Origin of the sequence: Pseudomonas putida (assembly GCF_028682635.1) — a bacterium.
In the GTDB taxonomy this organism is placed as follows: domain Bacteria; phylum Pseudomonadota; class Gammaproteobacteria; order Pseudomonadales; family Pseudomonadaceae; genus Aquipseudomonas; species Aquipseudomonas putida_AE.
In genome coordinates, this window is record NZ_JANHLK010000033.1 from 22,680 (window position 1) to 47,223 (window position 24,544).

The 24,544-nt window shown below is 62.4% G+C and carries 18 protein-coding genes; 14 read left to right on the forward strand and 4 right to left on the reverse strand.

Translation table 11 applies throughout. The annotated features are described in order from the left end of the window. The first annotated feature begins 2 nt into the window (after positions 1 to 2). The 8 genes from tssJ to tssA all read left to right on the forward strand — a co-directional run bounded on the left by tssJ (position 3) and on the right by tssA (position 11,992). On the forward strand, positions 3 to 758 hold the full coding sequence (tssJ, locus tag NPS56_RS27355; RefSeq protein ID WP_274077530.1) for a type VI secretion system lipoprotein TssJ: 756 nt from the start codon (positions 3 to 5) through the stop codon (positions 756 to 758). Then, the gene (gene tssK / locus NPS56_RS27360; RefSeq protein WP_274077531.1) at positions 755 to 2,098 is read left to right on the forward strand and encodes a type VI secretion system baseplate subunit TssK; all 1,344 of its coding nucleotides are present in this window, start codon (positions 755 to 757) and stop codon (positions 2,096 to 2,098) included. The genes tssJ and tssK overlap by 4 nt, the downstream gene beginning before the upstream one ends. Next, on the forward strand, positions 2,095 to 2,808 hold the full coding sequence (icmH, locus tag NPS56_RS27365) for a type IVB secretion system protein IcmH/DotU (protein WP_274077532.1): 714 nt from the start codon (positions 2,095 to 2,097) through the stop codon (positions 2,806 to 2,808). Before tssK ends, icmH begins: the two co-directional genes overlap by 4 nt. Before the next feature lie 30 nt (positions 2,809 to 2,838). After that, entirely contained in the window at positions 2,839 to 6,708 is a 3,870-nt protein-coding gene (locus tag NPS56_RS27370; RefSeq protein ID WP_274077533.1) for a type VI secretion protein IcmF/TssM N-terminal domain-containing protein, read from the forward strand. A gap of 31 nt (positions 6,709 to 6,739) precedes the next feature. After that, complete coding sequence (gene tagF, locus NPS56_RS27375; protein WP_274077534.1) at positions 6,740 to 7,666, forward strand: type VI secretion system-associated protein TagF; 927 nt, start codon at positions 6,740 to 6,742, stop codon at positions 7,664 to 7,666. Further along, entirely contained in the window at positions 7,663 to 10,137 is a 2,475-nt protein-coding gene (gene tssM / locus NPS56_RS27380; RefSeq protein ID WP_274077535.1) for a type VI secretion system membrane subunit TssM, read from the forward strand. The genes tagF and tssM overlap by 4 nt, the downstream gene beginning before the upstream one ends. A gap of 152 nt (positions 10,138 to 10,289) precedes the next feature. After that, entirely contained in the window at positions 10,290 to 10,808 is a 519-nt protein-coding gene (locus NPS56_RS27385) for an Hcp family type VI secretion system effector (RefSeq protein ID WP_007978712.1), read from the forward strand. A gap of 95 nt (positions 10,809 to 10,903) precedes the next feature. Then, a complete protein-coding gene (gene tssA, locus NPS56_RS27390; protein ID WP_274077536.1) occupies positions 10,904 to 11,992 on the forward strand; it encodes a type VI secretion system protein TssA in 1,089 nt (362 codons plus the stop codon). Positions 11,993 to 12,207: 215 nt separating this feature from the next. Here the strand turns inward: tssA and NPS56_RS27395 are convergent, their stop codons facing one another. From NPS56_RS27395 to NPS56_RS27405, 3 genes are read right to left on the reverse strand one after another with little or no spacing between them, the layout of a single operon-like run. Further along, complete coding sequence (locus tag NPS56_RS27395) at positions 12,208 to 13,554, reverse strand: glutamine synthetase family protein (RefSeq protein ID WP_274077537.1); 1,347 nt, start codon at positions 13,552 to 13,554, stop codon at positions 12,208 to 12,210. 24 nt (positions 13,555 to 13,578) lie between these two features. Beyond that, complete coding sequence (locus NPS56_RS27400) at positions 13,579 to 14,133, reverse strand: helix-turn-helix domain-containing protein (RefSeq protein ID WP_166620560.1); 555 nt, start codon at positions 14,131 to 14,133, stop codon at positions 13,579 to 13,581. A 25-nt stretch (positions 14,134 to 14,158) separates the two neighbouring features. Next, on the reverse strand, positions 14,159 to 15,448 hold the full coding sequence (locus NPS56_RS27405; RefSeq protein WP_274077538.1) for an NAD(P)/FAD-dependent oxidoreductase: 1,290 nt from the start codon (positions 15,446 to 15,448) through the stop codon (positions 14,159 to 14,161). 649 nt (positions 15,449 to 16,097) lie between these two features. Between NPS56_RS27405 and purU the strand changes: the two genes are divergently transcribed. The 6 genes from purU to NPS56_RS27435 are packed head-to-tail and all read left to right on the forward strand — an operon-like array spanning position 16,098 to position 22,869. Next, positions 16,098 to 16,964, forward strand: coding sequence for a formyltetrahydrofolate deformylase (gene purU / locus NPS56_RS27410; protein WP_274077539.1), 867 nt, complete (start codon positions 16,098 to 16,100; stop codon positions 16,962 to 16,964). Beyond that, positions 16,961 to 17,857: a bifunctional methylenetetrahydrofolate dehydrogenase/methenyltetrahydrofolate cyclohydrolase FolD gene (folD, locus tag NPS56_RS27415; RefSeq protein ID WP_274077540.1), complete on the forward strand. Its 897-nt coding sequence runs from the start codon at positions 16,961 to 16,963 to the stop codon at positions 17,855 to 17,857. Before purU ends, folD begins: the two co-directional genes overlap by 4 nt. Further along, entirely contained in the window at positions 17,839 to 19,080 is a 1,242-nt protein-coding gene (locus tag NPS56_RS27420; RefSeq protein ID WP_274077541.1) for an FAD-dependent oxidoreductase, read from the forward strand. Before folD ends, NPS56_RS27420 begins: the two co-directional genes overlap by 19 nt. A gap of 13 nt (positions 19,081 to 19,093) precedes the next feature. Beyond that, a complete protein-coding gene (locus NPS56_RS27425; protein ID WP_274077542.1) occupies positions 19,094 to 19,393 on the forward strand; it encodes a sarcosine oxidase subunit delta in 300 nt (99 codons plus the stop codon). After that, positions 19,390 to 22,287, forward strand: a complete 2,898-nt coding sequence (locus NPS56_RS27430; protein ID WP_274077543.1) for a 2Fe-2S iron-sulfur cluster-binding protein — start codon at positions 19,390 to 19,392, stop codon at positions 22,285 to 22,287. Before NPS56_RS27425 ends, NPS56_RS27430 begins: the two co-directional genes overlap by 4 nt. 3 nt (positions 22,288 to 22,290) lie before the next feature. Next, on the forward strand, positions 22,291 to 22,869 hold the full coding sequence (locus NPS56_RS27435) for a sarcosine oxidase subunit gamma (protein ID WP_274077544.1): 579 nt from the start codon (positions 22,291 to 22,293) through the stop codon (positions 22,867 to 22,869). Positions 22,870 to 23,709: 840 nt separating this feature from the next. Here the strand turns inward: NPS56_RS27435 and NPS56_RS27440 are convergent. After that, entirely contained in the window at positions 23,710 to 24,531 is an 822-nt protein-coding gene (locus tag NPS56_RS27440) for an AraC family transcriptional regulator (RefSeq protein WP_274077545.1), read from the reverse strand. Between the last annotated feature and the right edge of the window lie 13 nt (positions 24,532 to 24,544).

Below are 24,544 nucleotides of genomic sequence, written 5' to 3' on the forward strand. Positions count from 1 at the left end.
TCATGGACAAGAAAAATTCAGGGAAGCGTCTCGAAAAGACGGCGTTGGCCAAATGCCTGACGGCGGTGGCGATGATGGCGGTACTGAGCGCCTGCGGCGTCACCGACCGGGTCGGCAAACGTGTCGACGACACCTGGGCGGGCGACATGCTGTTCGACGACCAGGAGAAGGTCATCCTCACCTCCGACGGCGGCAACCAGCTCAATCCCGACGCGTCCGGCCAACCGCTTTCGGTGGTGCTGCGCGTGTACCAGCTGACCTCACTGGAGCGCTTTGCGTCGGTCGACGCCGACACACTGTGGGACGACCCGCAAAAAGCCCTCGGCAATACCCTGATCGAGAACCGCGAAATCACCCTGCTGCCGGGCATGGGCCAGGTCGACAAGTGGCCGCTGAACAAGGCCACCGGCTATGTCGGCGTCGCCGCGTTTTTCCGCACCGACGAGAACAGCCGCTGGAAGGTCGCGTTTGACGCCAACTCCCTGCGCAAGGACGGCATCTGGTTCTCCTCCGACGGCCTGCGGGTGCTGGTGGACAACAACAAGGTGTCCGCCGTCAGTGGTGTCGACGTCCTGGACAAACCAAAGACCCAGGAGCAACTGGCCAAAGCCGCCGCCCTGCCCGACCAGCCGGCCGAGCCGACGCTGACCGAGCGCGTGCAGGACGTCGTGGTGCAGAAGGCCCAGGACCAGGCAAGTGCCTCCGCGCAAAAAGCCGTGGACTCGAAATTGAATTCATTTTTGGAAGGCGCTCAATGAGTAAGCAAAGCCGGGTGATGTGGTCCGAAGGAATGTTCCTTTTGCCCCAGCATTTCCAGTATCAGGATGAGTTCCACCAGCATCAGCTGGCGCAGGCGACCCTGCGCAACACACCCTTTCACTGGGGCGTGCAGTTGCTGGAAGTGGACGAGGAAGCCCTCGCCACCGGCTCCCTGCAGCTCAAGCGGTTGAAACTGGTGTTTCCCGACGGCAGCCTGTTCGACGCGCCGCAGCACGATCCGCTGCCGGCCGCCCGCGACCTGAAGGACCTGCTCAAGGGTAACGACCTGAAGGTCTACGCCGCGCTGAAACTGCCGGAGCCCTTCGGCCTGAACTACGTCGAAGACGGCCAGGAGCAGAAGACCGGGCGACGTTTTCGCAAGCAGTTCGACACCTTGCCGGACCTCAACGAAGGCGACCTGGAAAACGAAATCACCAGCCTGCGCCTGAACGTGGTGATGCTGATCGACGGCGACAACCTCGATGGCTACACCTGGTGCCCGATCGCCCGGTTGTCACGCAACAACATCGGCGGCTTCAACCTCGACGGGCATTTCGTGCACCCGACGTTGCACCTGGGCACCCATGACACCCTGATCGGCCTGGGCAAGCGTTTGCTCGGCGCCCTGCAATCCAAGAGCAAGGCGCTGTCGGGTCGGCGTCGCGAGCGCGCGGACCAGATCGCTGAGTTTGGCTCGAGCGACGTGACCCTGTTCTGGCTGTTGAACACGGTGAACCGTGCCCACCCGGCCCTGGCGCACCTGCTCGCGCACCCGCGCCTGCACCCCGAGCGCCTGTATCTGTTCCTGGCTGAACTCGCCGGCGGCTTGCTGACGTTTTCGCTGGACACCCAGCTCAACGACATTCCCGAGTACGACCACCACGACCCGGCGGCCTCGCTGGTCAGGCTCGACGAGATGATTCGCGTGCTGCTCGACAACGTGGTGCCGAACCAGTGTGTGGTGATCAACCTCACCCAGACCAAACCCTCCTACTGGCAAGGGCAGCTGCACGATCCACGCCTGGCGGAAGCGGACTTCTACATTTCCGTGCACGCCGACATGCCGGGCGCGAGCCTGCTGGAACTGGTACCAAGGGCGTTCAAGGTCGGCTCGCCGGAAGACATCGAAGTGGTGGTCAACAGCGCCATGCCGGGCGTCACCCTCAATCATTCGACCCGCCTGCCCAATGCGATTCCGGTGCGACTGGACAATCACTACTTCTCCATCGAGCCCCATGGCCGGGTGTATGAGCGAATGATGAGTGCCCAGGCCATCTCTTTCTATGCGCCCAGCGCGTTCACCAACCTCAAGCTTGAACTGATGGCGGTACTCAAATGACCGAAGCCGTACTGCAAGGCGCCGTTGCGGCCGCCCGTGAAAAACCGACGCTCAAGGACCTGGTGCAGGACTTCATCAGCATGGCGCTGATCGTGCGCAAGGGTCGCCAGGTGACGTCGGTCAGCGCCTTCGAGGCGAGCGTTGACAGCTTCTTCAAGGCACTGGAGCTCGATGCCCGTGGCGCGAACTACAGCGTGGAACAGGTCAAGGACACCCAGTACGCCCTGTGTGCGTTCCTCGATGAAAGCGTGTTGCGCTCCGGGGACAACGAATTGCGTCGGCACTTTGAACTGCAACCCTTGCAGTTCCGCTATTTCGGCGTGCACCTGGCCGGTGAAGGCTTCTTCGAAAAGATCGATGCGCTGCGTGGTGACGTGAAACAGAACCTCGATGTGCTCGAGGTCTACCACCTGTGCCTGGCCCTGGGTTTCGAAGGCAAGTTCAGCCTCGGGCAAAAGGACCAGCTGCGCTACCTGGCCAATACCCTCGGCCAGGACATCGCACGTTTTCGCAAGACGCCCAAGGCCCTCTCGCCTGACTGGGCGTTGCCCGACCAGGTTTCGCAGATGCTGCGCCATGAAGTTCCCCTGTGGCTCTACCTGGCGCTGATTGCGCTGCTCTGCGCGGGTGTCTACCTGACGCTGGACTGGCTGCTGGGCAAAGACGTAGCCGCGTTGTCCGAACAAATCAGCCAGCTGTTCAGTGCCTGAGCACAGGTCAGGTAACCGAGTCAGGAAGACATGAAGACATTATTGCGTTCGTTGAAAAGTTTTTGGTTCCTCGTTCCCGTCCTGTGGCTGGCGAGCCTGGCGGTTTGCTGGTTCGTGGCCCCGCACGTGAGTTGGCTGCGCGGTTATGCGCTGGAGGCGATGGCACTGATCAGCGCCTTCTACCTGCTGGTCATTGTGCTGCGTCAGTACAAGCGCATCCGCGCCGAGCACAACCTTGAGAACCTGGTGCAGATCGAAGTCGATCGTTCGCTCAAATCCTCGGGTGAGTTCCGCGACCAGCACGTGCTGCGCGAACGCCTCAAGCACGCCATCGCGATGTTGCGCACCGATCGCTCGGCCGGTGGCGGCGGCTCGTCGGCGCTTTACGATCTGCCGTGGTACCTGGTCATCGGCATGTCCGCGGCCGGCAAGACTTCGTTGCTGACCCGCTCGGGCCTGTCCGCCAGCATTGCCAGCAGCGCCAACGACACCGAAAGCGGCACCCAGCATTGCGATTGGTATTTCAGCCCCGAAGCCGTGATGATCGACACGGCTGGCCGTTACCTGCGCGACGACCCGTCGGCCAGTGAGTTCGCCGCCTTCCTGCGGCTGCTGAAAAAGCAGCGCAGCAAGGCCGCGGTCAACGGCCTGGTGCTGGTGGTGAGCCTGCCTGAACTGCTGGCGTGCACCACGGCCGAGCGCAACGAACTCGCCGCACAACTGGTGTCGCGCATCGAGGAATACAATGATTGCCTGGACGCCAATCCACCGATCTACCTGATGCTGAGCAAGACCGATCAACTGCCCGGCTTCAGCCAGGCCTTTGAAGGCCTGGACCTGAACGAACGCCAGCAACCGCTGGGCATGACCTTCGGTTTGTCCGAGATCCGCAACCAGGGCCTGCGCCCGGTGCTGGATGCCAAGCTGGCCAACCTCCACGGTCATATACGTCGCCACGTCGACGCCCAGATGATTGCCCTGGGTGCCGATGCCGACAGCGCACTGCTGAACTTCCCGAACTATTTCGCCGAGCTGTCGGGGGTGCTGGAGCAGTTCCTCCAGCACTTCGCTGAAACCCGTCGCAGCGGTGCGCCACTGTTGCTGCGCGGGCTGTATTTCACCAGTGCCTTGCAGACCGACCAGCAGCTGAGCCAGGTGTATGAAGACGACCTGGCCGAGTCGTTCGCCCTGCAAGCGGAGCATGAGCAACCGCAGCAAAGCAGCGGCAGGAAAATCAGCGACCGCAGCTACTTCATCACTGACACGTTCCGTCGGGTGATCTTCCCCGATCGCGACCTGACCCTCTATCAGTCGCGCCTGGGCAAGAACAACTCCGCCAGCCCTGCCCTGCTGGGCCTGGCGGTACTTGCCGGGGTTGCGTTCATTGGCTGGCAAGCCCTGTCGTTCCAGAACAACCGTCAGTGGCTGGCTGCATTGCGCGAGCAACTGACCGAACTGCAACAGTCCCCTGACCGCGCCGGGTTACTCGCCTCGGGCCAGGGCCTGGAGCTGCTGCGCGAGCAACTCACAGCCATCGAAAAGCACCGTGCCAACGGCGTGCCGCTGCAGTTGAGCGCCGGTCTCTATCGTGGTGACGACATCTACCTCGTTGCGCAGACCGCTTACTTGCAGCAACTGCGCACCCAGGCGCTGGAACCCGTCACCTTGCAATTGCAATTGCAGATGCGTGCCTTCAATGAGTTCGCCCGGACCATGGATGCGCAAAACAGCTTTGCGCCCGCGCCAAACAAGGCCGACTCAACCAAAGCCCGCGCGGGCCAGAAACTGCCGACCCGCTTGAACAACCTGCCGCGCAGTAGCGCTGATGTCGCCAGTCGCCTGACCGGTGCCGCCAAAGGTGCCGCCAACAAGGCACGGGGCGAAGCGCTGACGGCACTGCGCAACCCTGCCACCGCGAGCGATGCCGCGGATCTGTCGGCTACCACCGGCGGGCTGTCGTTGTCCGAAGAAATGCTCGGCCGTCTGGATGAGCGCCAAGTCGCCTCCATCATCGAGTCCTATAACGCGCTGAAGCTCTACCTGATGCTCACGCAACCGGGCACCCACCCGGACCCGGAATTCGTCGGCGCTGCATTGCCGGTGGCCTGGGCCAATACCGCCAGTGCCGACCATCCTGTCAGCATTGAGGTGATTGAGGACAACTCGCCGGTCTACGTGCAGTTGCTCAAGAATGGCCAGGCACCCGCCTTGTCGCGTAACGAGCAGCTCATCAGCGAAACCCGTAACAGCCTGAAGTCCTTCATGATTTCCAGCTCGCTGGTGGACCGCGAATACCTGCGCCTGCAACTGGAATCCAGCCGTCAGTTCCCGGCCATCGGCCTGAGCGACCTGGTGCCACTGCCCGGCCGTCAGCTGCTGTATGGCAGCGAAGCGGTCCCGGCGATTTTCACCCGCCAGGGCTGGGAGCAGTTCGTCAAGCCAGAGCTGATCAAGCTGGTGTCGGGCAACCTGCAAAACGAAACGGACTGGGTGCTCGATGGCGAAGGCGGCGACAGCATCGTGCAGAAAGCCAACTTCATCCGCGAGTTCATGACGCGCTACAAGCGCGACTACACCCAGGCCTGGTACGGCTTTGTCGACAGCGTTGGCGTGCGTCACTTCACCGACATGGCCAATGCTACCCAGCAACTGTCGCTGCTCAGCGACGTGCAGAACTCGCCGGTGAAAACCCTCCTGGTGGCGGTCAACGACAACACCCAATGGGACGTCCCTGCCCCCCGCGAAACCCTGCCAGCAGGCAGCAAGCCCGATGACGGGTTCTGGAGCAGCGTCAGCGGGATCTTCGATGGCAAGAACACGGCACCAGGTGCGCTGGTATCGCCTCTGCCGGCGGTCGACGACGGCAGCCTGGCAAAGCGCTTCGAACCGGTATCGCGGGTGTTCGCCGTGCAAAACGCCGAGGGCGCCGACAGCACGATCATGGACCGCTACCTCGCGGCCCTGCGCAAACTCAAGGTGCGGATGAACAACATCCAGCGCTCCCAGGACGTTGGCAAGAGCAGCAAGCAGCTGATCAGTGAAACCCTCGAAGGCCAGCCGAGCGAAGTGACCAGCGTGCGCAACTACGTCGAGACCACCGTCGACACCAGCCAGGGCAGCCTGTCCGATTCGCTGCAGGGCCTGTTCAGCCTGCCGATCCAGTTTGCCTGGGAAACCCTGCGCGACCCGGCCGGCCAACAGATTGCCAAAGCCTGGGCGCAGCAGATCGCCAAGCCCTGGGAGCAGGTCATGGCGCACCGTTATCCGATCGCGCCAGGTAGCCGCAATGAAGCCTCGGTCAAGGATCTGCAGCGTTTCGTCGACCCGGAATCCGGGCTGCTGCCGAACTTCAAGCGCAACGAGATCGGCAATCTGTCCGGTGGCGAAGGCCTGGGGATGAGCAGCAACAGCAAGGCCACGCCGCTGGTCAACCCGAACATGGTCAACAGCATCGACAAGGCCAGTTCGTTGGGCCAGGTGATCGCCAGCCTGTCGGACCGCGAGAACGGCTTCGAGATCATGCTCGAACCTTCCGCCAACCTGACCGACATCATCTTCACCCTCGACGGCCAGGAGCAGCACTACCGTAATGGCAGGACCAGCTGGAGCCGTTTCTCGTGGCCGGGCACCACTAACACGCCGGGCGCACGCCTGGATGTGGTGACCCTGAGCGGCGAGCGCATCACGGTGTTCGACTACCCGGGCCGCTGGGGCCTGCTGCGCATGAACGACAGCGCCCGGGTCAGCGACCTGGACGGTATCCAGCAACGCTTCAGCTGGAACACCGGCAGTGGCCCGGTCAGCCTCGCCGTGCGCAACTACGGCGGCGTCAAGCTGACCGACCTGGCCAACGTCAAGGCGCTGAGCGCGCTCAATGGCGCAGAGGCTCGCCCGCTGTGAGCCGCCAGAACCTGAACCCGGGAAGCGGCCAATGATCGGCTGCTTCGGCAAGGTCCCCGCGAGCCCGGACTTCGTCAGCCTGCAAGGTGCGGGCGACGACGTCTGCGAGTTCGACGGCTGGCTGCAAGGCGCACTGGCCGCCCTGCAGCATCGCGAAGACTGGCGCGAGCTGTTCGACGCCTTGCCGCTGTGCTTTTTCAGCTACCGCGCACGCAGCGGCAACTGGTTGCTGGGCGGGCTGATCAGCTCCCGGGATTCGAGTGGGCGACGCTATCCGTTTTTCATTTTCCAGACCCTCAAGGCCAGCGAAGCCGAGCCGCTGGTCAATCCGTTCACCCTGGGCGAATTGTTCTGCGGGCAGATCAGGCCGCTGCTGCACATGGCCGTCCAGGGCGAAAGCACTTCGGCGCTGTTCGAGCGCATCAAGGCCCTGCGCCCGCTGCAAGGCCAGGACTTCGAGTTGTTCCGGCGCGTGCATGACAAGTTCCTGGTGAACTTCAACCTGCGCGATATCAGTACCGCGCTCGAAGGCGCCTACCCGGAGTTCGTCACCAACGCCGTGCTGACCCGGCTGCTGGCCCTGAAAAAGCACCTCGACCAGGCAACGCCGATCGGCATCGCCCTGCCCTTGCCGGCGGAAAGGGGTTTGAAAAACCCCACCGCCGATCTGTGGGTCACCTGGCTGACGCACATGACCCCGGAGCGCGCCGTGCCGCAAATCAGCCTCTTGGCGGACGATTTCATGCGCCCCCGGCTGATCTGTTTTGCCTCACGCAGTACCTGCGATGCCTATCGCCTGCTGACCGGTATCGGTGAGCGCTCGCAGAGCTATGACGTGCTGGCGTCTTTCGATGCCTTTGACGAGCACCACCGCCAACACACCTTTGCCGAAATCGACCGCCCGTTGGGTGACGTTATCGACCGTTTTGTCGATGCCCTGGATTCGAAGCCCGTATGAACAAGATCAAGTATTACTTCTTGCGCTATCAACCCTACATCCTGGGGGTGTGCTTTTTCCTCACGATCTTCGTGGTGTGGGGCATCGGGCGTGCGTTCGACTTCAGTTCACTCAACAGCCTGCTGACCGGCATCGGCGTGTTCCTGCTGCTGTCCGCCGGTTATGTGCTGCTGCTCTATCGGGGCGTGTCCCGGCATCACAACCTCGAAGGGCTGCTGCGCGAGGATGCCGACCAGGCCGTGTTGAACGCGAGCCCGGCGGATCGCGAGGAAGTCAGCCTGTTGCGCGAGCGGTTGTTGCAGAGCATCGAGCGCTTGCACAGCAACAAGCCAAGGGGCAGCAATCCAAAGGATGCGCTGTATGCCCTGCCCTGGTACCTGGTGGTCGGCCAGCCGGCGGCAGGCAAGAGCACCATGCTTTACCAGTCGGGCCTCAATTTCCCTTACGCTGAGCGCGAAGGTGTGCGAGTCGCAGGCCTGGGTGGCACGCGCAATTGCGACTGGTTCTTCAGCTCCGAGGCCGTCCTGCTGGACACCGCCGGGCGCTACATGAACAACCAGGAAGAGGCCGGCAAATGGCGCGCGTTCCTGCAGCTGCTGCGCCAGCACCGTCAGCGCCGGCCACTCAACGGCCTGATCGTCACCGTCAGCATCCACGACATCCTGCAGACCTCGCTGGAAGATCAGGAGCGCATCGCCAAGCGCCTGCGCGAACGCATCCAGGAAACCCATGCCCTGCTGGAAGTGCGCCTGCCGGTCTACCTGGTGTTCACCAAGTGCGACCTGGTGCCGGGTTTCACCCCCTTCTATCGCCAACTGGACGAAACCGCCCGCGGCGAAGTGATGGGCAAGACCTTCTCCCACAAAGGTTACGAGCAAGCCGACTGGGGCCAGCGCTTCGGCGCGGCGATGGATGAACTGGTCAGCTATTGGCAACAGGTGGCGAGCCAGCAGCTGGTCACGCAGGATATCCAGATCACCCGGCAGGATTCGGCGGTGTATCGCTTCCCGCTGGAACTGGCGGCCCTCAAACCAAGGCTTCAATTGTTCGTCGACGCCTTGTTGCGCGCCAACCCTTATCAGAATGCGGAACTGCTGCGCGGTTTCTATTTCACCAGTGCCCTCGATGCCGACCAGCCGGAATCGGGCGGGCACGCGCGGCAGGTGACCGAACGCTTCTCGCTGGAAGGTGAGCGGGAGATCGCCAACGGCAACGCACAACCGCGCCCGCTGTTCATCAACAGCCTGTTCCGCAAAGTCATCATTCCAGACCAGCACCTGGTGGCGCTGTACACCACCAACCACCGCGAACGTCGGCGCAAAGCGACCTGGATCGGCGCTGCCGCACTGGTCGCGGTGCTGCTGTGCAGCCTGTTGGGCTGGTCGTATGTGAACAACCGGAACACCTTGCACAGCCTCTCGGCAGAACTGACCCGGGCGGCCGCCGATGACCGCTCCGCCACCGGGCAATACACCGCCTGGCAAACCCTCGATCGCCTGCGTTTCTGGACCGCGCATTACTACGCCCAGCACCACGACGAAGGTGTGCCACTGCGCATGCGCCTGGGGCTTTATCAAGGCCACAAGGTAGAACCACTGGTGCGCAGCCGCTACTTCGACCGGCTGGAAAGTGTGATGCTCAAGCCCACGGCCGACAACCTGACCCGCTCGTTGTACTTGCTGACCACCATCAAGGTCTATCAGCGCAATGCCAAGGAATTGATGCCGGTCACCGGCGTGGACAGCGTCGAACCCAAGGCGCTGCCCAATGACAACCGGGCGCAGTCCATTGCGCAGTTCGGCAAGGCGACACTGGACACCTACGTGATGCTCTCGCGTGCCCAGCGTGAAAAGGCCGACCCGGCATTCCTGAAAGCGAAGATCCCGGACTACTGGTACCCGGCGATTGCCCGCCAAGTCGGCAACGCCGGTGTCGCCGCCGCGGACTATGAGTTCGCCAGCCGCCAGATCAACTTCTACAGCGACCAGATTCACGAGCCCGACGTGCCGCGAATCCTCGACAACGCGTTCCTGGTCTCCAGCTCGCGCAACTACATCAACAGCCTGCTGACCCAGTCGCTGCGCTCGATCGAAACCATCACGCTGGAGTCGGACACCTTGTTCGCCTTTGGCCGAGCCGACTTCCAGAGCCTGAAGAATGAAGGTCAAGGCCAGCTCAGTGCGATCGCCGGCAAGCTGCTGAGCACCCCCAACGTCGGGAAAATCATCATCGCCGGGCACGCCGATCAACTCGGCGATCCACAGGGCAACCTGCAGGTTTCCCGGCAGCGGGCACAAACCATCAAGACCTATCTGGTGGGCAAAGGCGTACCGGGCGAACTGGTCGAGGCCGTCGGCGAAGGCAGCACCCGGCCCCTGGTCAAGTGCGACATGCAACAGCCAAGGGCCCAGCTGATCCGCTGCCTGGAGCCTAACCGACGGGTAGAAATCGAAGTGCGGGCACTCAACTGAAACGCCGCACTCAATGAAGAAATACCGCTGCCCGGGTCGAAACCGGGTTGGCGCAACAAGCCTCTGTTGATCGATTCAAAGAGGTTAAAGCGAAGGGCTGTGATCTGTTTGCAGGTGACATCCTTTTTAATGAAGGTAAGGAGAAAGTAAAAATGGCATTTGACGCATACATCCAGATCGACGGCATTCCAGGCGAAGTACTGGACGACAAGCACAAGGATTGGATCGAGGTGCTGGGCTACGAGTACGGCGCCACCCAGGCGACCTCCGCGACTGCCAGCTCTTCGGGCGGTGCTTCGTCGGAGCGTGTGGCATTGAGCGACTTCAGCATCCGCAAAGCAGTGGACAAGGCTTCCGCCAAGCTGTTCGAAGCCTGCTGCAAAGGCACGCACATCGCCAAGATCCAGTTGAACGTCAACCGCGCCGGTGGCGACAAGGTGACCTACCTGACCATCAACCTGGAAGAAGTCGTGGTGTCGTCCGTGAAAGCGGTCGCTGGCGGTAGCCAGAACGGCGAAGACAAAGCGGTGGGCGACCTGCCGATCGAAGAAATCAGCTTCAACTTCGCTCGCATCAAGACCACCTATACCCAGCAGAGCCGTGCCGACGGCCAGGGCGGCGGTAACGTCACCGGTGGTTGGGATCGCACTGCCAACAAGGTTTTCGCGTAAACCCTGGGCAATAACGGACCGCGAGAGCGGTCCGGTTTCAGCACTGCGCCCGCGAAAGCGGGCACGGTGTTCTTTCATTCCGATCCGAGTTGCCTATGTCTGAATTTCTCAACGACCTTTCGCTGGCCGAACTGACAGCGCCCATCAACGGCGGGAGCGGCGAAGACCTGAGCTTTTCCACCCTGTTCGATCAGGTGAAAGAAGCGCGGCGAGCAGACCCCGATTATCTGACCCAGGGTGACTGGCAAACGGACCTGAAGTCTTCGGACTGGGACCTGACCCTCACCCTGGCTGCCCAAGGCCTGGCTCGACAGAGCAAGGACCTGATGCTCGTCGCCTGGCTCAGTGAAGCCTTGGCGCACAAGCACCATTTCTCCGGCATCACCTTTGGCCTGACCCTGGCCGAACGCCTGCTGGACAATTTCTGGACCGGCCTCTTCCCTTCCCTCGAGGATGGGGTCGATGAACGCGCGGCCCGCCTGGCGTGGATGAAAACCACCCTGGCGGATGTGGTGGGTGGGCTGCCCATCACCCAGGGCCAAGCGTACGGCCTGCTGCGCTATGACGAATCCCGGCACGTCGAAAACCTCGCGTTGCAGAACCCCCAGGCCATGCGTGCAGCCCTTGATGAAGGCAAGATCAACGCCGAGGTGTTCCAGCGTTCGGTGGTGCTGACCGACTCCGACCACCTGCGCCACAAAGCCGCTGAAATCGCCGCCAGCCTCAATGCCTGCGAGCAACTGCAGAGCACCGCCGACAGGCTGTTCGGCCACGACGCGCCGAGTTTTGCCGGGCTCCACGACGTGTTGTCCCGCGCCGGCCAACTGGCCGAGAAACTGCTCAAGGATCGCGGTATCGACCTACACCCGGCCCCTGTCGCGCCCACACCGGTCGTCGGCGATAGCGCTGGCGCACAATCTGAAGGTGCAGCAATGACCCAGACCCAGCAAGACATTCCCGTCACGCCGCTGCGCACCACACCGCAAACCCGCGACGAGGCATTCACCCTGCTGGCGGGTATCGCGCAGTACTTCAAGCAGACCGAGCCCCAGAGCCCTGTCCCCTACCTGATCGAACGCGCGATCAAATGGGGCAACATGCCGCTGGAGGGCTGGCTGAGCGATGTGATCAAGGACAGCAACGTGGTGGACAACATCCGCGATGTGCTGGGGACGAAGTCTTGATGACAGGCCGGAAAAACTGCAGGCAAAAAAAATCCCGGGCAGCTGATGGACGCCCGGGACTTAAAAATGCATAAACCGTGGTGGTGAACGCGGGGCGCATATTACGCAATGTTTCGCCCTGTAACAAGATATTTTCGTTAACCGGTCAGTTACTAAACTCTCTAAGCCGTTATATATCCTGATATTTTTTACGGTTAACCTCGAAACAACCTTAACTACAGGAACCAGCGGTACTCGCGGGCACTGATGTCATTCAGGAATGCCAGGTGGTCCTGGCGCTTGTTCTCGCAATACACATGGACGAATTCCGCGCCCAAACCTTCACGCAATTTTTGATGGCTTTGCATGGACTGCACCGCTTCGAGCATTTCCAGCGGGAAGTCGATCCCACTGTTGCGATCTTCGTTGAGCGGGGCGATCGGTTCGCGAGCTTGTTCGAGGCCTTGTTCCATTCCCACCAGGATCGCGGCGAGCACCAGATACGGGTTGGCGTCGGCGCCGGCGAGGCGATGTTCGACCCGCAGGTTTCTCGCGTCCGACTCCGGCACCCGCAGGCACGCGTCCCGATCCTCGAAACCCCAACTGGCGCGCGAAGCGACGTTCACCGTGGCGCTCAAGCGTCGCATTGCGTTGTGGTTCGGCGCGAAGATCGGCATGCAGTGCGGCAACACATCCAGGCAACCGGCTACCGCATGGCGCAACGCTTGTTGCCCGTTCGCCGCCAGCAGGTTGTTGCCCGCCTCGTCGTACAGGCTCACGTGCACATGCATGCCGCTGCCGGGGTGCTGCAGGTAAGGCTTGGCCATGAAACTGGCGCGGTAGTCGTGCTTGAGGGCCACGCCGCGCGTGCTGCGGCAGAACAAGGCGGCCCAGTCGGCGGCGCGCAGGCCATCGTCGAGATGACCGAAATTGATTTCGAACTGACCGGGGCCCAATTCGGCGGTGATCACCGTGGCATCGATGCCTTGGGCGCGCGCGGTCTCGACCATTTCATCGAGCACCGGGGCAAAGCGCGATAGGCGTTCGATGTGCATGTTCGGCTGGTCATCGGCATCGCCGGTCAGCGGGTCGCGGGCAAACTGCGGCAAGCCATCGCGCAATTGGCTATCGAACAGATAGAACTCCAGCTCGAACGCCACCACCGGAAAGATCCCTTTGCGAGCGAGTCGCTGAAGTACCTGCGCCAACACTTCGCGCGGCTCGAAGACGATCGGTTTTTCCGTGCCGTCGGAGGTGATCAACATTTGCCCCAAGGGTTGCTTCTCCCAGCTCACCAGCTTGAGCGTGCCCGGCACCAGGCGCCGCAGCGCATCCGGATCGCCGTCGTTGAAGCAGTAGTCGCCGATCTTGAACAGCCCGCCCTGGGTGCCGAGCAGCACGCAGTTCTGCGGCAACTTGAGGGCACTGCCGGCGGCGACTTTTTCGAGCATTTCGATCGGGTAGCGCTTGCCGTAGAAATGCCCGGGAATGTCCAGGGAAATCAGGTCGACGTAGCGCACCTCGGGGTAGCGCTGACGAAACCCACGCACTTCGGCCAGCAGATCAGAGCACACAGCATCCATCGTTTTGTTCCTTGCTTGTTTTTATCAGGTGTAGACCCAGAGCACGCGGGTCAATTGGGCCGAGAGGTTGCCGTAGCGGCAGTGGGCATGGCTGGCCAGTTGAAAGCTGTCGCCGGTGCGTAGGGTCACCGGGTCGTTGTCATCCAGCCACAGCGTCAGCTCCCCTTCCAGGACGTAACCGCCCTGCTCCGAGCTGTCCTTCATGTGCCGGTCGCCGCTGCTCGCACCGGGTTCCAGCTGGCTTTCAAGCATGGAAAAGGACGCGCGCATTTTTGGCGAGACCAGGATGTCGGTGATGCCATCGGCGTAGTACAGGGTGCGGCGCTCATCCGGCCGCGTCACCCAGGGCAGCGCCATGGGTTTGGGCAGGCTGTAGAAATAGGTTGTAGGCACGCCGAGGGTCTCGCTGATGGCGGTCAAGTCCGCCACCGTCGGGCGGGACAAGCCGCGCTCGACCTGGGATAGAAACCCCACGGAGCGGCCGATCTTGTCGGCCAGGTCCTTCAAGGTGTACTTCTTGTGCTTGCGCAGGTCCTGGATCAGGATCGCCAGCGCCGAAATCTCTTCTTGCATGTCCATCTAAAGGCTTCCAGAAGTGGCCGATTCAAATGCTGTCGCGCAGCCGGTACCAGGCTTTGCCGATGGCTTCCAAGGGTGCTGCCATGTATTTTCCGCCGGGAAAGCTGCCATTGGTCAAACCCTGGTACAACGCCAACTCATCCGGCTGGCCGAGAATGGCGTCGGACACCGCCCGGGCTCCGGCAAGGGTCGGCAGCACGCCGTGCCCGGAGTAGCCCTGCAACCAGTAGAGGTCGCCGCGTCGACCGATGTCGGGCGTGCGCTTGAGCGTCAGGTCAATGTGCCCGCCCCAGGCGAACTCCAGTTCAATGCCCTTCAATTGGGGGAACACCCTTTCCAGGCACGGCCGGGTGGCACCGGCAATGTCCTTGGGCATGCCCCCCAGATAGGTGCAGCCGCCGCCGAACAGCAGCCGGTTGTCCGGCGTGCGGCGGAAATAATCGAGCACGAACTGGTTGTCGGTGACGCAGACATTGCCCGGTAGCAGCGCGGTGGCCTGGGCCTCGGACATCGGCGCCGTGGCCACCTGATAGGTGCCCACGGGCAATACGCAACTCGCTAGCTGCGGGTCGAGTCGGTCCAGGTAGGCATTGCAGGCCAATACCAGGACATCGGCGCGGATGCGACCGCGGTCGGTGGTGACCACGTAGCCGTTTTCGTCCTCGCGATATTTCAACGCCTTGCTTTGTTCATGAATCACGCCGCCCGCCTTCTCGATCGCGGCGGCCAGCCCCAATGCCAGCTTCAAGGGGTTGAGGTGCCCGCCTTCGGGGTCGTACAAGCCGGCCTGATAGCGCTCGCTGGCCACCCACTCTGGCAACTGGGCGCGCTCGATGAAGCGCAAACCGTCATGCCCCCATTTGTGGCTGGCTTCGTGTTGCCATTCGGTCAAGAGGCTGACCCGGCGTGGCATCACGGAAGTCCATAGATGGCCGGGGCGGTAGTCGCAATCGAAGCCATGGCGTTCGGGCAGCTCGCGCAACTCCCGTGCAGCCCAGCGCATGCCGTCCCACATGCGCCGTGCGCGTTCGTGGCCCAGCGCGGCTTCCAGCGGTGGCATGTCACAGGACCAACCGAGAATGGCCTGGCCGCCGTTACGTCCCGATGCGGCCCAGGCGACGCGACTGGCTTCCAGCAAGGACACGCGTTTGCCGGCCAGGGCCAGGCGTAGCGCCGTGTGCAAGCCGCTGAAGCCGGCGCCGATGATCAGCACATCGGTGTTTTGCTCGCCTTCCAATGCCGTTCGATTGACCAGGCGGTCGGCGCAGGTGTGGGCGTAGTAGCTGGCGACATGCTGGGTGGATTGCTGAAACATTACCGGCTCCATGAAATTTTATAGTTTTAATTTCATGAAAAAATACAGGTTTAATTTCATGAGTGCAAGGTTGGTCTCCTTGTGGGGGCTGACTTGGCGGCCTGCCAGATGCCCCCTCTCCCACGGCCGCCCCCGATCCACTGTAGGAGCTGGCTTGCCAGCGATGGTCGTCAACGATGACGCGGGGAGCCTGATACCCCGCGTAATCGTTGACCTCCATCGCGAGCAAGCTTGCTCCTACAGGTAAGGGTGAAACCATAGTTGGCCTTTACCGCAGGAATGGATCTGTACACAGTCAATAAAATCCAGATGGGCTGTCAGGCCGCCATCGCCGGCAGGCCAGCTCCCACAGTTTGATTAGAGTACATCTGCATGAGATCAGTCGGCTGGTCGCCATCGCCAGCATGCCGGCTCCTGCAAACTAGCGCCTACAGGCATTTCAACAACACGTTGCTCAGCCAATAAATTTCCCACCAGTTAAAAAACTTTCACAAAAACCTCTGGACGCGCCCCCAGCATTCCCCTTATAAAGCCACCAACAGGAATATTTTATTCCCACCAAGAAAATGCGCTCAAGGAATGAGCTTCGCTGTCCGCTGACATTTTTTCGCTATGCGATGAGCTGCCGCCATCATCCCGAGGACGTGTCATGCAACACGAGAAAAACCATTTCATCATCAAGATCACCTGTCCCGCGGTGTCCGGCATTGTCGCGGCCGTCACCACTTACCTCGCGGACAACGGTTGCTACATCGGGGAGATGGCGCAATTCGACGACGATTTCAGCGGCCGCTTTTTCATGCGCGCGGTGTTCCGTTTCAACGATGGCCACGCCGGGGATATCCAGCAGATAAAGGACGGTTTCAGCGACGTCGCCCAGGCCTTCGACATGGACTGGGAACTGCACGACACCCGCGAGCCCATGCGCGTGCTGCTGATGGTCAGCAAGTTCGACCATTGCCTGACCGACCTGCTCTACCGTTACCACAAGGGCGAGATGGACATGACCATCACCGCCATCGTCTCCAACCACCTCGACCTGCGGCCAATGGCCGAGCGCGAGGGCATTCGTTTCATCTACCTGCCGGTGACCAAGGACACCAAGGCGCGCCAGGAAGCCGAGCTGATGAAGGTGGTCGACGACACCGGCACCGAGCTGGTGGTGCTGGCGCGCTACATGCAAATCCTCTCCGACGACCTGTGCAAGCAACTCTCCGGGCGGGCGATCAACATTCACCATTCGTTCCTGCCCGGCTTCAAGGGTGCCAAGCCCTATCACCAGGCTTATCAACGCGGCGTGAAGTTGATCGGCGCCACCGCCCACTACGTCACCAGCGATCTCGATGAGGGGCCGATCATCGAGCAGGAAGTGCAGCGGGTCGATCACGTCTATTTGCCGGACGACCTGGTGGCCACCGGCCGTGACACCGAGACCGTGGCCCTGTCCAAGGCGGTCAAGTACCACCTGGAACACCGGGTTTTCCTCAACCAGGACCGAACGGTGATCTTCCGGTGAACAGCCCTCGACTGATTGACGGCAAAGCCGCCGCCGCCCGGGTGTTGATCGAGGTCCGCAAGGACGTCGACGGTCTGCGCGCGAGAGACATCCAGCCAGCCCTGGCGGTGATCCTGGTCGGCAGCGACCCGGCCAGCCAGGTCTATGTGCGCAACAAGATCCTACGCGCCGAAGAGGTCGGCATTCGCTCCCTGGAACATCGCCTGCCCGCCGACACCAGCACCGAACAACTGCTCGACCTGATCGCCCGCCTGAATGCAGATCACGCGATCCACGGCATTCTCCTGCAACTGCCCTTGCCTGCCCATGTCGATGAACTGCGGGCACTGCAAGCCATCGATCCAGGCAAGGACGTCGACGGTTTTCACAGTGAAAACGTCGGTGGCCTCAGCCAGGGCCGTCCGGTGCTCGCGCCCTGCACGCCCAGCGGCTGCCTGTACCTGCTGGAACAGACCTGCGGCGATCTGCGCGGCAAGCACGCGGTGGTAATCGGCCGTTCGAACATCGTCGGCAAGCCCATGGTCGCGCTGTTGCTCAAGGCCGACTGCTCGGTGACCGTGCTCCACTCGCGCAGCCCGGACCCACAAGCCCTGTGCCGCCAGGCCGACATCGTCATCGCCGCCGTGGGTCGTCCGCGCCTGATCGACGCCAGTTGGCTCAAGCCTGGCGCGGTGGTGATCGACGTCGGCATCAATCGCATCGACGACGCCGGTCGCAGCCGCCTGGTCGGCGATGTCGACTTCGACAGTGCCCTGCTCCAGGTCGCCGCCATCACCCCGGTACCCGGGGGTGTCGGGCCGATGACCATTGCCTTCCTGATGAAAAACACCGTGACCGCGGCCCTTATGCAACACCACAGCCAATCGGAGGCCGTATGCCCTTCAATCTCTTGAAGTACGGGTTGAGTTCCGAGTACCCGGTCGAAGTGGACCTGCCGCCACCCCGTGAACTCAAATCCAGCTATGACGTGGTGATCATCGGTGCCGGCGGCCATGGCCTGGCCACCGCTTATTACCTGTCCAGGTACCACGGCATCAACAACATCGCGGTGCTGGAAAAGTCCTATCTGGGCGGTGGCAATACCGCGCGGAACACGGCGGTGATCCGCTCCAACTACCTCACCAGCGAAGGCGTGCGTTTCTATGCCGAGTCGGTGCGGATGTTCCAGGGCCTTTCCAACGAATTCGATTTCAACATCATGTACTCCGAGCGCGGCCAGCTGACCCTGGCCCACACCGATGCCACCGTGCGTTCGTTCCGCCAGCGCGCCGAGGTCAACAAGCACTTCGGCGGGCGCACTGAAATGATCGACCGCCAGCAGATCCGCGAACTGGTGCCCAGCCTCAACCTCGACCCCGGCCACCTTCCGGTGATCGCCGGCCTCTGGCACATCGACGGCGCCACCGCGCGCCACGACGCCGTGGCCTGGGGCTACGCCAAGCAGGCAGCCAAGCGTGGTGTGGAAATCCACCAGCTCACCGAAGTGCAGGACCTGATCATCGAGAACGGTGCGATCACCGCCGTGAAGACCAACCGCGGCACCATCAAGTGCGGCTGCGCGGTGCAGGCGATCGCCGGGCACAGCTCCTTGCTGTTGGCCAAGGCCGGGATTCGTTCGCCGATCCAGACCTTTCCGCTGCAAGCCATGGTCACCCAGCCGTTCAAGCCGTTTCTCGATCCGCTGGTGAGTTCCTCGGCGCTGCACTGCTACGTGCAACAAACCAGCCGCGGCGAAGTGGTGTTCGGTGGTGGCTCCGATCCGTACCCGCTGTTCAACACCCGTTCGACGCTGGACCTCAAGGAAAGCCTGCTGGCCCACGCCATCGAGATGTTCCCGTTCCTGGCCAACGCCAAGCTGATGCGCCAGTGGGCCGGGATCACCGACATGACCCCGGACTACAGCCCGATCATGGGCCTGTCGCCGGTGAAAAATTACTACCTGGACGCCGGTTGGGGCACCTGGGGTTTCAAGGCCACGCCCATCTGCGGCAAGACCATGGCCGAACTGGTGGCCAGCGGCGGCAAGGTCCCGGAGCTGATCAAGCCCTTCGGCCTGGAGCGCTTCTCGACCTTCCGGCAAGTCAACGAAATGGGCGCCACGGCGGCCAGTCACTGAGGGAGAGCGGACCATGAAAATCATCAATTGCCCGCTCAACGGGCCACGCAATATCAGCGAGTTCACCTATGGCGGTGAATTCAAACCCATGCCGGATCCAGTGACCTGCAGCGATGCCGAGTGGGCCGACTACGTGTTCAACACCGACAACCTCGCCGGTGTGGTGCGCGAATGGTGGATGCACACGCCATCGAGCTACTGGTTTCTCGCGGAACGTCACACCGTGACCGACGAAATCCTGCGCACTTTCGACCCCAAAGAACTTTTCACCGCCCGCGTCGACTTCAACGCCGCCCAGGAGATCGCCGGATGAACCGCCTACCCGCCCCGATGGGCCTGCTGATCGACCGTGACCAGCCGCTCGATTTCAGCTTCGATGGCCAACCCTACCAGGGCCTGCAAGGCGACAGCATCGCCAGCGCCCTGCTCGCCAACGGCCGCTTCCTGATTTCCCGCTCGTTCAAATACCATCGCCCGCGTGGCCCGCTGACCATGGCCGGGCAGGACGCCAACAGCCTGGTGCAACTGCCCCAGGAACCCAACGTCCTGGCCGATGCACACGCGCTGGAGGCCGGTTTGCAGGTGACGGCGCAGAACGTCAACGGCTCGCTGGACAACGACCGCGATGCGTACCTGGGCAAGTTCTCGAAATTCATGCCGGTGGGCTTCTACTACCGCTCGTTCTACAAGCCCAAGGGCATGTGGAAAGTCTGGGAACCGATCATTCGCAAGAAGGCCGGCCTGGGCGTACTGGACCTGAAGTTCCAGCCCGAATACTACGACAAGGCCTATCTGTTCACGGACGTTGCGGTGATCGGCGCCGGTCCCGCCGGGCTGCACGCCGCACTGACCGCGGCCAATGCCGGGGCCAAGGTGCTGCTCATCGAGCAACAGCCGGTCCTCGGTGGGTCGCTGACCTATGCGCGCTTCGACATCGCGGGTACACGCGCCGACGCCTTGCGCCGCGAACTGCTGACGGCGGTGCAGCAGCACGCCAATATCCGCATCCTCACCGAGGCGAACTGCAACGCCTGGTTCACCGACAACTATCTGCCGGTGATCCAGGGTAAACGGATGTACAAGGTGCGCGCCCGCCAGTGCCTGGTGTGCAGCGGTGCGTTCGACCAGCCGGTGGTGTTTCGTAACAACGACTTGCCCGGGGTGATGCTGACCAGCGCCGCACAGCGCCTGATGAAGCTGTACGCGGTCAAGCCGGGCAAGCGCGCCGTGGTGCTGACGGGCAACGATGACGGTTACCTCGCCGCCCTGGATTTGTTCGATCAGGGCGTGGAAGTCGCCGCAGTAGTCGACCTGCGCCATGGCCCGAGCGATGAAGCCCTACTCGCTGCACTGGCGCAACGCAAGATTCCCTGCCAGCGCAACAGCACCGTGTACGAAGCCCTGCACGAAAAAGGCCTGCGCCATGTCAACGGCGTCGACGTGCGCCAGATCACCGCCCAGGGCCAGGTCGCCGAGAGCGGGCAGCGCCTGGCCTGCGACTTGCTGTGCATGTCCGCCGGCTACATGCCGGTTTATCAACTGCTGTGCCAGGCCGGTGGCAAGCTGGCCTACGACGATCAGCGCGCCGAATTCACCCTCAGCGGGCTGCCGCAGAACCTCGCGGTCGCAGGCTCGGTGAATGGCTGTCACCGCCTCGACAACGTGATCGCCGACGGCGTCAATGCCGGTGCCGACGCCGTCGCTGCGCTGGGCATTGCGGTCGGTGTGCATCGGACGCCCCTGGGCAGCGAGATGCGCGTCAACTTCAACTGGCCGATTTTCCCCCACCCCAAGGGCAAGGACTTCGTCGATTTCGACGAGGACCTGCAAGTGGCGGACATCGTCAATGCCACGCGCATCGGCTATCGCGACGTGCAACTGGTCAAGCGTTATTCCACCGTGGGCATGGGCCCATCGCAAGGCCGCCATTCGGCGCTGCCGACCGCGCGCCTGGTCGCCTGGGCGACCCAGCGCAACATCAGCGAAACCGGGGTGACTACCGCGCGCCCGCCCTTTGTCGCGGAAAAACTGGCCCACGTCGCTGGTCGCGCCTTCGATCCGTACCGCCAAACCCCGATGCATGCCCGGCACCTGCAAGCCGGGGCGAAGATGATGCCGGCAGGCATCTGGCAGCGCCCGGCCTACTACGGCCATGCCAGGGACCGCGAGGCGTGCATGCAGGCCGAAGCCCTGCATGTGCGCAACAAGGTCGGCATCATCGACGTCTCGACCCTGGGCGGCCTGGATGTGCGCGGCCCGGACGCCGCCGAGCTGCTCAACCGGATGTACACCTTCGCCTTTCTCAAGCAGCCGATCGGGCGATCCCGTTACGCTCTGATGACCAATGAACACGGGGTGGTGATCGACGACGGCGTCTGCGCGCGGTTCGCCGAAAACCACTTCTACGTCACCGCCACCACCAGCGGTGTGGATCGCATCTACCAGCAGATGCTCAAGTGGAACGCGCAATGGCGACTGGACGTGGACGTCGCCAACGTCACGGCGGCGATTTGCGCGGTCAATGTCGCCGGTCCCGACTCGCGCAAAGTGCTGGAGAAAGTCTGCAGCGACCTCAACCTGAGCGCTGCGGCGTTCCCCTACCTCGGCGTGCGCCAGGGCACCGTGGCCGGCATCAAGGCCCGGTTGTTGCGCGTCGGTTTTGTCGGCGAACTGGGTTATGAAATCCACGTACCGGCGCGCCATGGGCTCAAGCTGTGGGACGCACTGATGGAGGCCGGCAAGGCCCATGACATCCGCCCTTTCGGCGTGGAGACCCAGCGTTTGCTGCGCCTGGAAAAAGGCCACGTGATCATCAGCCAGGACACCGATGGCATGACTCATCCGGGGGAAATCGACATGGGCTGGGCGGTCAGTCGCAACAAGCCGTTCTTCGTCGGACGGCGCTCGGTGGACATCCTTGAAGCCCAGCCGCAAACCCGCAAACTGGTGGGCTTCACCTTGCCCAGGGACAGCGCGCAACCACTGGAAGGTCACCTGGTGCTCAACGGCCCGGACATCAGCGGCAACGTCACGTCCTGCGAGTACTCGGCGAGCCTGGGCAAGATCATCGGCCTGGCCTACGCCGGCATCGACCAGAGCGCACCCGGGCAACGCATCCCGATCCGCGTCGAAGGTGGCCGCGTGGTGCAGGCCGAAGTCGTGTCGCTACCCTTTTTCGATCCCGCCAACCTGCGCCAGGAGCTTTGAGCCATGACCAGCCTGACACAACAACACAGCGCCGGTCAGCCGGCCCTCGCCCTCCTGTCCAGCTGTGCGCTGACCGACTTTACCGACCTGCCCCGGGTCGGCTTTCGCGGCGCCGGCAGCGCGCACTATTTGCAGAGTCGGGACTTCGTGCTGCCGGAAGCGCCCAACCGAGCCGCCAGCCAGGTTGATGGCAGCTGGGTGGTGCGTCTGTCCCAGACCGAATACCTGCTGCTGGGCAGCGCCCAGGACCTGGGTGAACGCATTGCCGACGAAGAAGCTCGCTGGGAGATGGACCATCAAGCCAACTACCTGCTGCCGCGCCAGGACAGCCATGCCTGGTTCCAGCTCAGTGGCGAGTATTTGTCCGAGGTCATGGCCAAACTTTGCGGCGTGGATCTGAGCGCGCAGGTGTTCGGGCCCGGTGCCGTGGCGCAGACATCGGCTGCGCGCATTAACGTGATTGTGATCAACGCCACGGCTGCGCAACAGCCGAGGTTTTATATCCTCTGTGACCGGGCATCGATGGTTTATTTTCAGGAGGCGTTGCTGGATGCGATGGAGGAGTTTTCGGGCATGGCATAAAAGATTAATACATACGCTCACGATCAGGCCGGCCGGGCGGCGGGCCCCTGTGGAAGCGAGCCTGCTCGCGAAAAACCTGAGAGCACCGCGGGGTGTCAGGCTTCACGCGTCAGCGTTGACCTCCATCGCTGGCAAGCCAGCTCCTACAGTGTGATTGGGGCCGTACACAGCTTTCCTGTGCGCTGTGGAACCTGTAGGAGCTGGCTTGCCAGCGAAGAGGTCGGCACATCCAACATCTCTGGTGACTGACACACCGCCTTCGCTGGCAAGCCAGCTCCTACAAGGGATTTGTGGCCATACGCAGCTTTCGTGTGCGCTGTGGAACCTGTAGGAGCTGGCTTGCCAGCGAAGAGGCCGGCACATCCAACAGCTCTGGTGACTGACACACCGCCTTCGCTGGCAAGCCAGCTCCTACAAGGGATTTGTGGCCATACGCAGCTTTCCTGTGCGCTGTGGAACCTGTAGGAGCTGGCTTGCCAGCGAAGAGGCCGGCACATCCAACAGCTCTGGTGACTGACACACCGCTACAAGAGATTTGTGGCCATACACAGCTTTCCTGTGCGATGCGGATCTGTAGGAGCTGGCTTGCCAGCGAAGAGGCCGGCGCATCCAACAGCTCTGGTGACTGACACACCGCCTTCGCTGGCAAGCCAGCTCCTACAAGGGATTTGTGGCCATACGCAGCTTTCGTGTGCGATGCGGAACCTGTAGGAGCTGGCTTGCCAGCGAAGAGGCCGGCGCATCCAACAGCTCTGGTGACTGACACACCGCCTTCGCTGCGATGCGGCGATCCGACAAGCCAGCTCCTACAGTGGATCGGGCGTTGCCGCGGGAGCGCGGCTACCTGAAGAAATGGCTGGGGGTCTTGCCGAACTGTTTCTTGAACATGCTGGTGAACGCACTGGGGCTGTCGTAGCCCAGCTCCCCGGCAATGTCGATGATCTTCTCGCCGACGGCGATGCGCTCCAGGGCCAGCAGCAGGCGCGCCTGCTGACGCCATTGGCCGAAGGTCATCCCGGTTTCCTTGCGGAACAGGCGCTGGATGGTTTTTTCATCGAGGTCCAGGCGTGCGCTCCAGTGCGCCAGGGTCGAGCCATCGCCGGGATCGCGCTGCAACGCCGAGCACACCACCTTGAGCCGTGGGTCCGTGGGCTGAGGCAGGTGCAGAGGCAAGGTCGGCAGGATCCGCAGTTCATCGAGGATCAGGCGCATGACCCGGCCCTCGCGCGAGTCCGCCTCGTAGGGTCCGCTGATCTCCACCGAGACCTTGATCAACTCACTGAGCAACGCCGAAATACTCACCGCTCGGGGTTCCGCTGGCATATCCGCAGCCGCCTCGGGGCGCACGAACAGGCTGCGCATTTTCAACGGGCCGACACAGCGAATCGAATGAATATGCCGGCTCGGCATCCAGATCCCGCGGCTGGGCGGCACCGTCCACTGGCTCAATCCCGAGTGCACCACCATGACGCCTTCGATGGCGTAGATCAGTTGGTGGGCCTGATGGGAGTGCGCTTCGATCACCCAGTTCTCCGGGTAGTCGGTGGCGCTGCTGCTCACGGCGCAGGCGCGGCCGTCGATCTCCCTGAGGAATTCATCCAGCGACTTGATCATGATGCCCTTTTTGCGATAGTCGATTCCCGAATTGCGCGAGACAGGCAATCGGACGCCCCCT

Coding starts and splice junctions, on each gene's coding strand:
- purU (WP_274077539.1), top strand. CDS start 16,098: ATGCAACACGAGAAAAACCATTTCATCATCAAGATCACCTGTCCCGCG.
- NPS56_RS27405 (WP_274077538.1), bottom strand. CDS start 15,448: ATGTTTCAGCAATCCACCCAGCATGTCGCCAGCTACTACGCCCACACC.
- NPS56_RS27430 (WP_274077543.1), top strand. CDS start 19,390: ATGAACCGCCTACCCGCCCCGATGGGCCTGCTGATCGACCGTGACCAG.
- NPS56_RS27400 (WP_166620560.1), bottom strand. CDS start 14,133: ATGGACATGCAAGAAGAGATTTCGGCGCTGGCGATCCTGATCCAGGAC.
- NPS56_RS27395 (WP_274077537.1), bottom strand. CDS start 13,554: ATGGATGCTGTGTGCTCTGATCTGCTGGCCGAAGTGCGTGGGTTTCGT.
- tssA (WP_274077536.1), top strand. CDS start 10,904: ATGTCTGAATTTCTCAACGACCTTTCGCTGGCCGAACTGACAGCGCCC.
- NPS56_RS27435 (WP_274077544.1), top strand. CDS start 22,291: ATGACCAGCCTGACACAACAACACAGCGCCGGTCAGCCGGCCCTCGCC.
- NPS56_RS27420 (WP_274077541.1), top strand. CDS start 17,839: ATGCCCTTCAATCTCTTGAAGTACGGGTTGAGTTCCGAGTACCCGGTC.
- NPS56_RS27425 (WP_274077542.1), top strand. CDS start 19,094: ATGAAAATCATCAATTGCCCGCTCAACGGGCCACGCAATATCAGCGAG.
- NPS56_RS27370 (WP_274077533.1), top strand. CDS start 2,839: ATGAAGACATTATTGCGTTCGTTGAAAAGTTTTTGGTTCCTCGTTCCC.
- tssM (WP_274077535.1), top strand. CDS start 7,663: ATGAACAAGATCAAGTATTACTTCTTGCGCTATCAACCCTACATCCTG.
- NPS56_RS27385 (WP_007978712.1), top strand. CDS start 10,290: ATGGCATTTGACGCATACATCCAGATCGACGGCATTCCAGGCGAAGTA.
- icmH (WP_274077532.1), top strand. CDS start 2,095: ATGACCGAAGCCGTACTGCAAGGCGCCGTTGCGGCCGCCCGTGAAAAA.
- tagF (WP_274077534.1), top strand. CDS start 6,740: ATGATCGGCTGCTTCGGCAAGGTCCCCGCGAGCCCGGACTTCGTCAGC.
- tssJ (WP_274077530.1), top strand. CDS start 3: ATGGACAAGAAAAATTCAGGGAAGCGTCTCGAAAAGACGGCGTTGGCC.
- tssK (WP_274077531.1), top strand. CDS start 755: ATGAGTAAGCAAAGCCGGGTGATGTGGTCCGAAGGAATGTTCCTTTTG.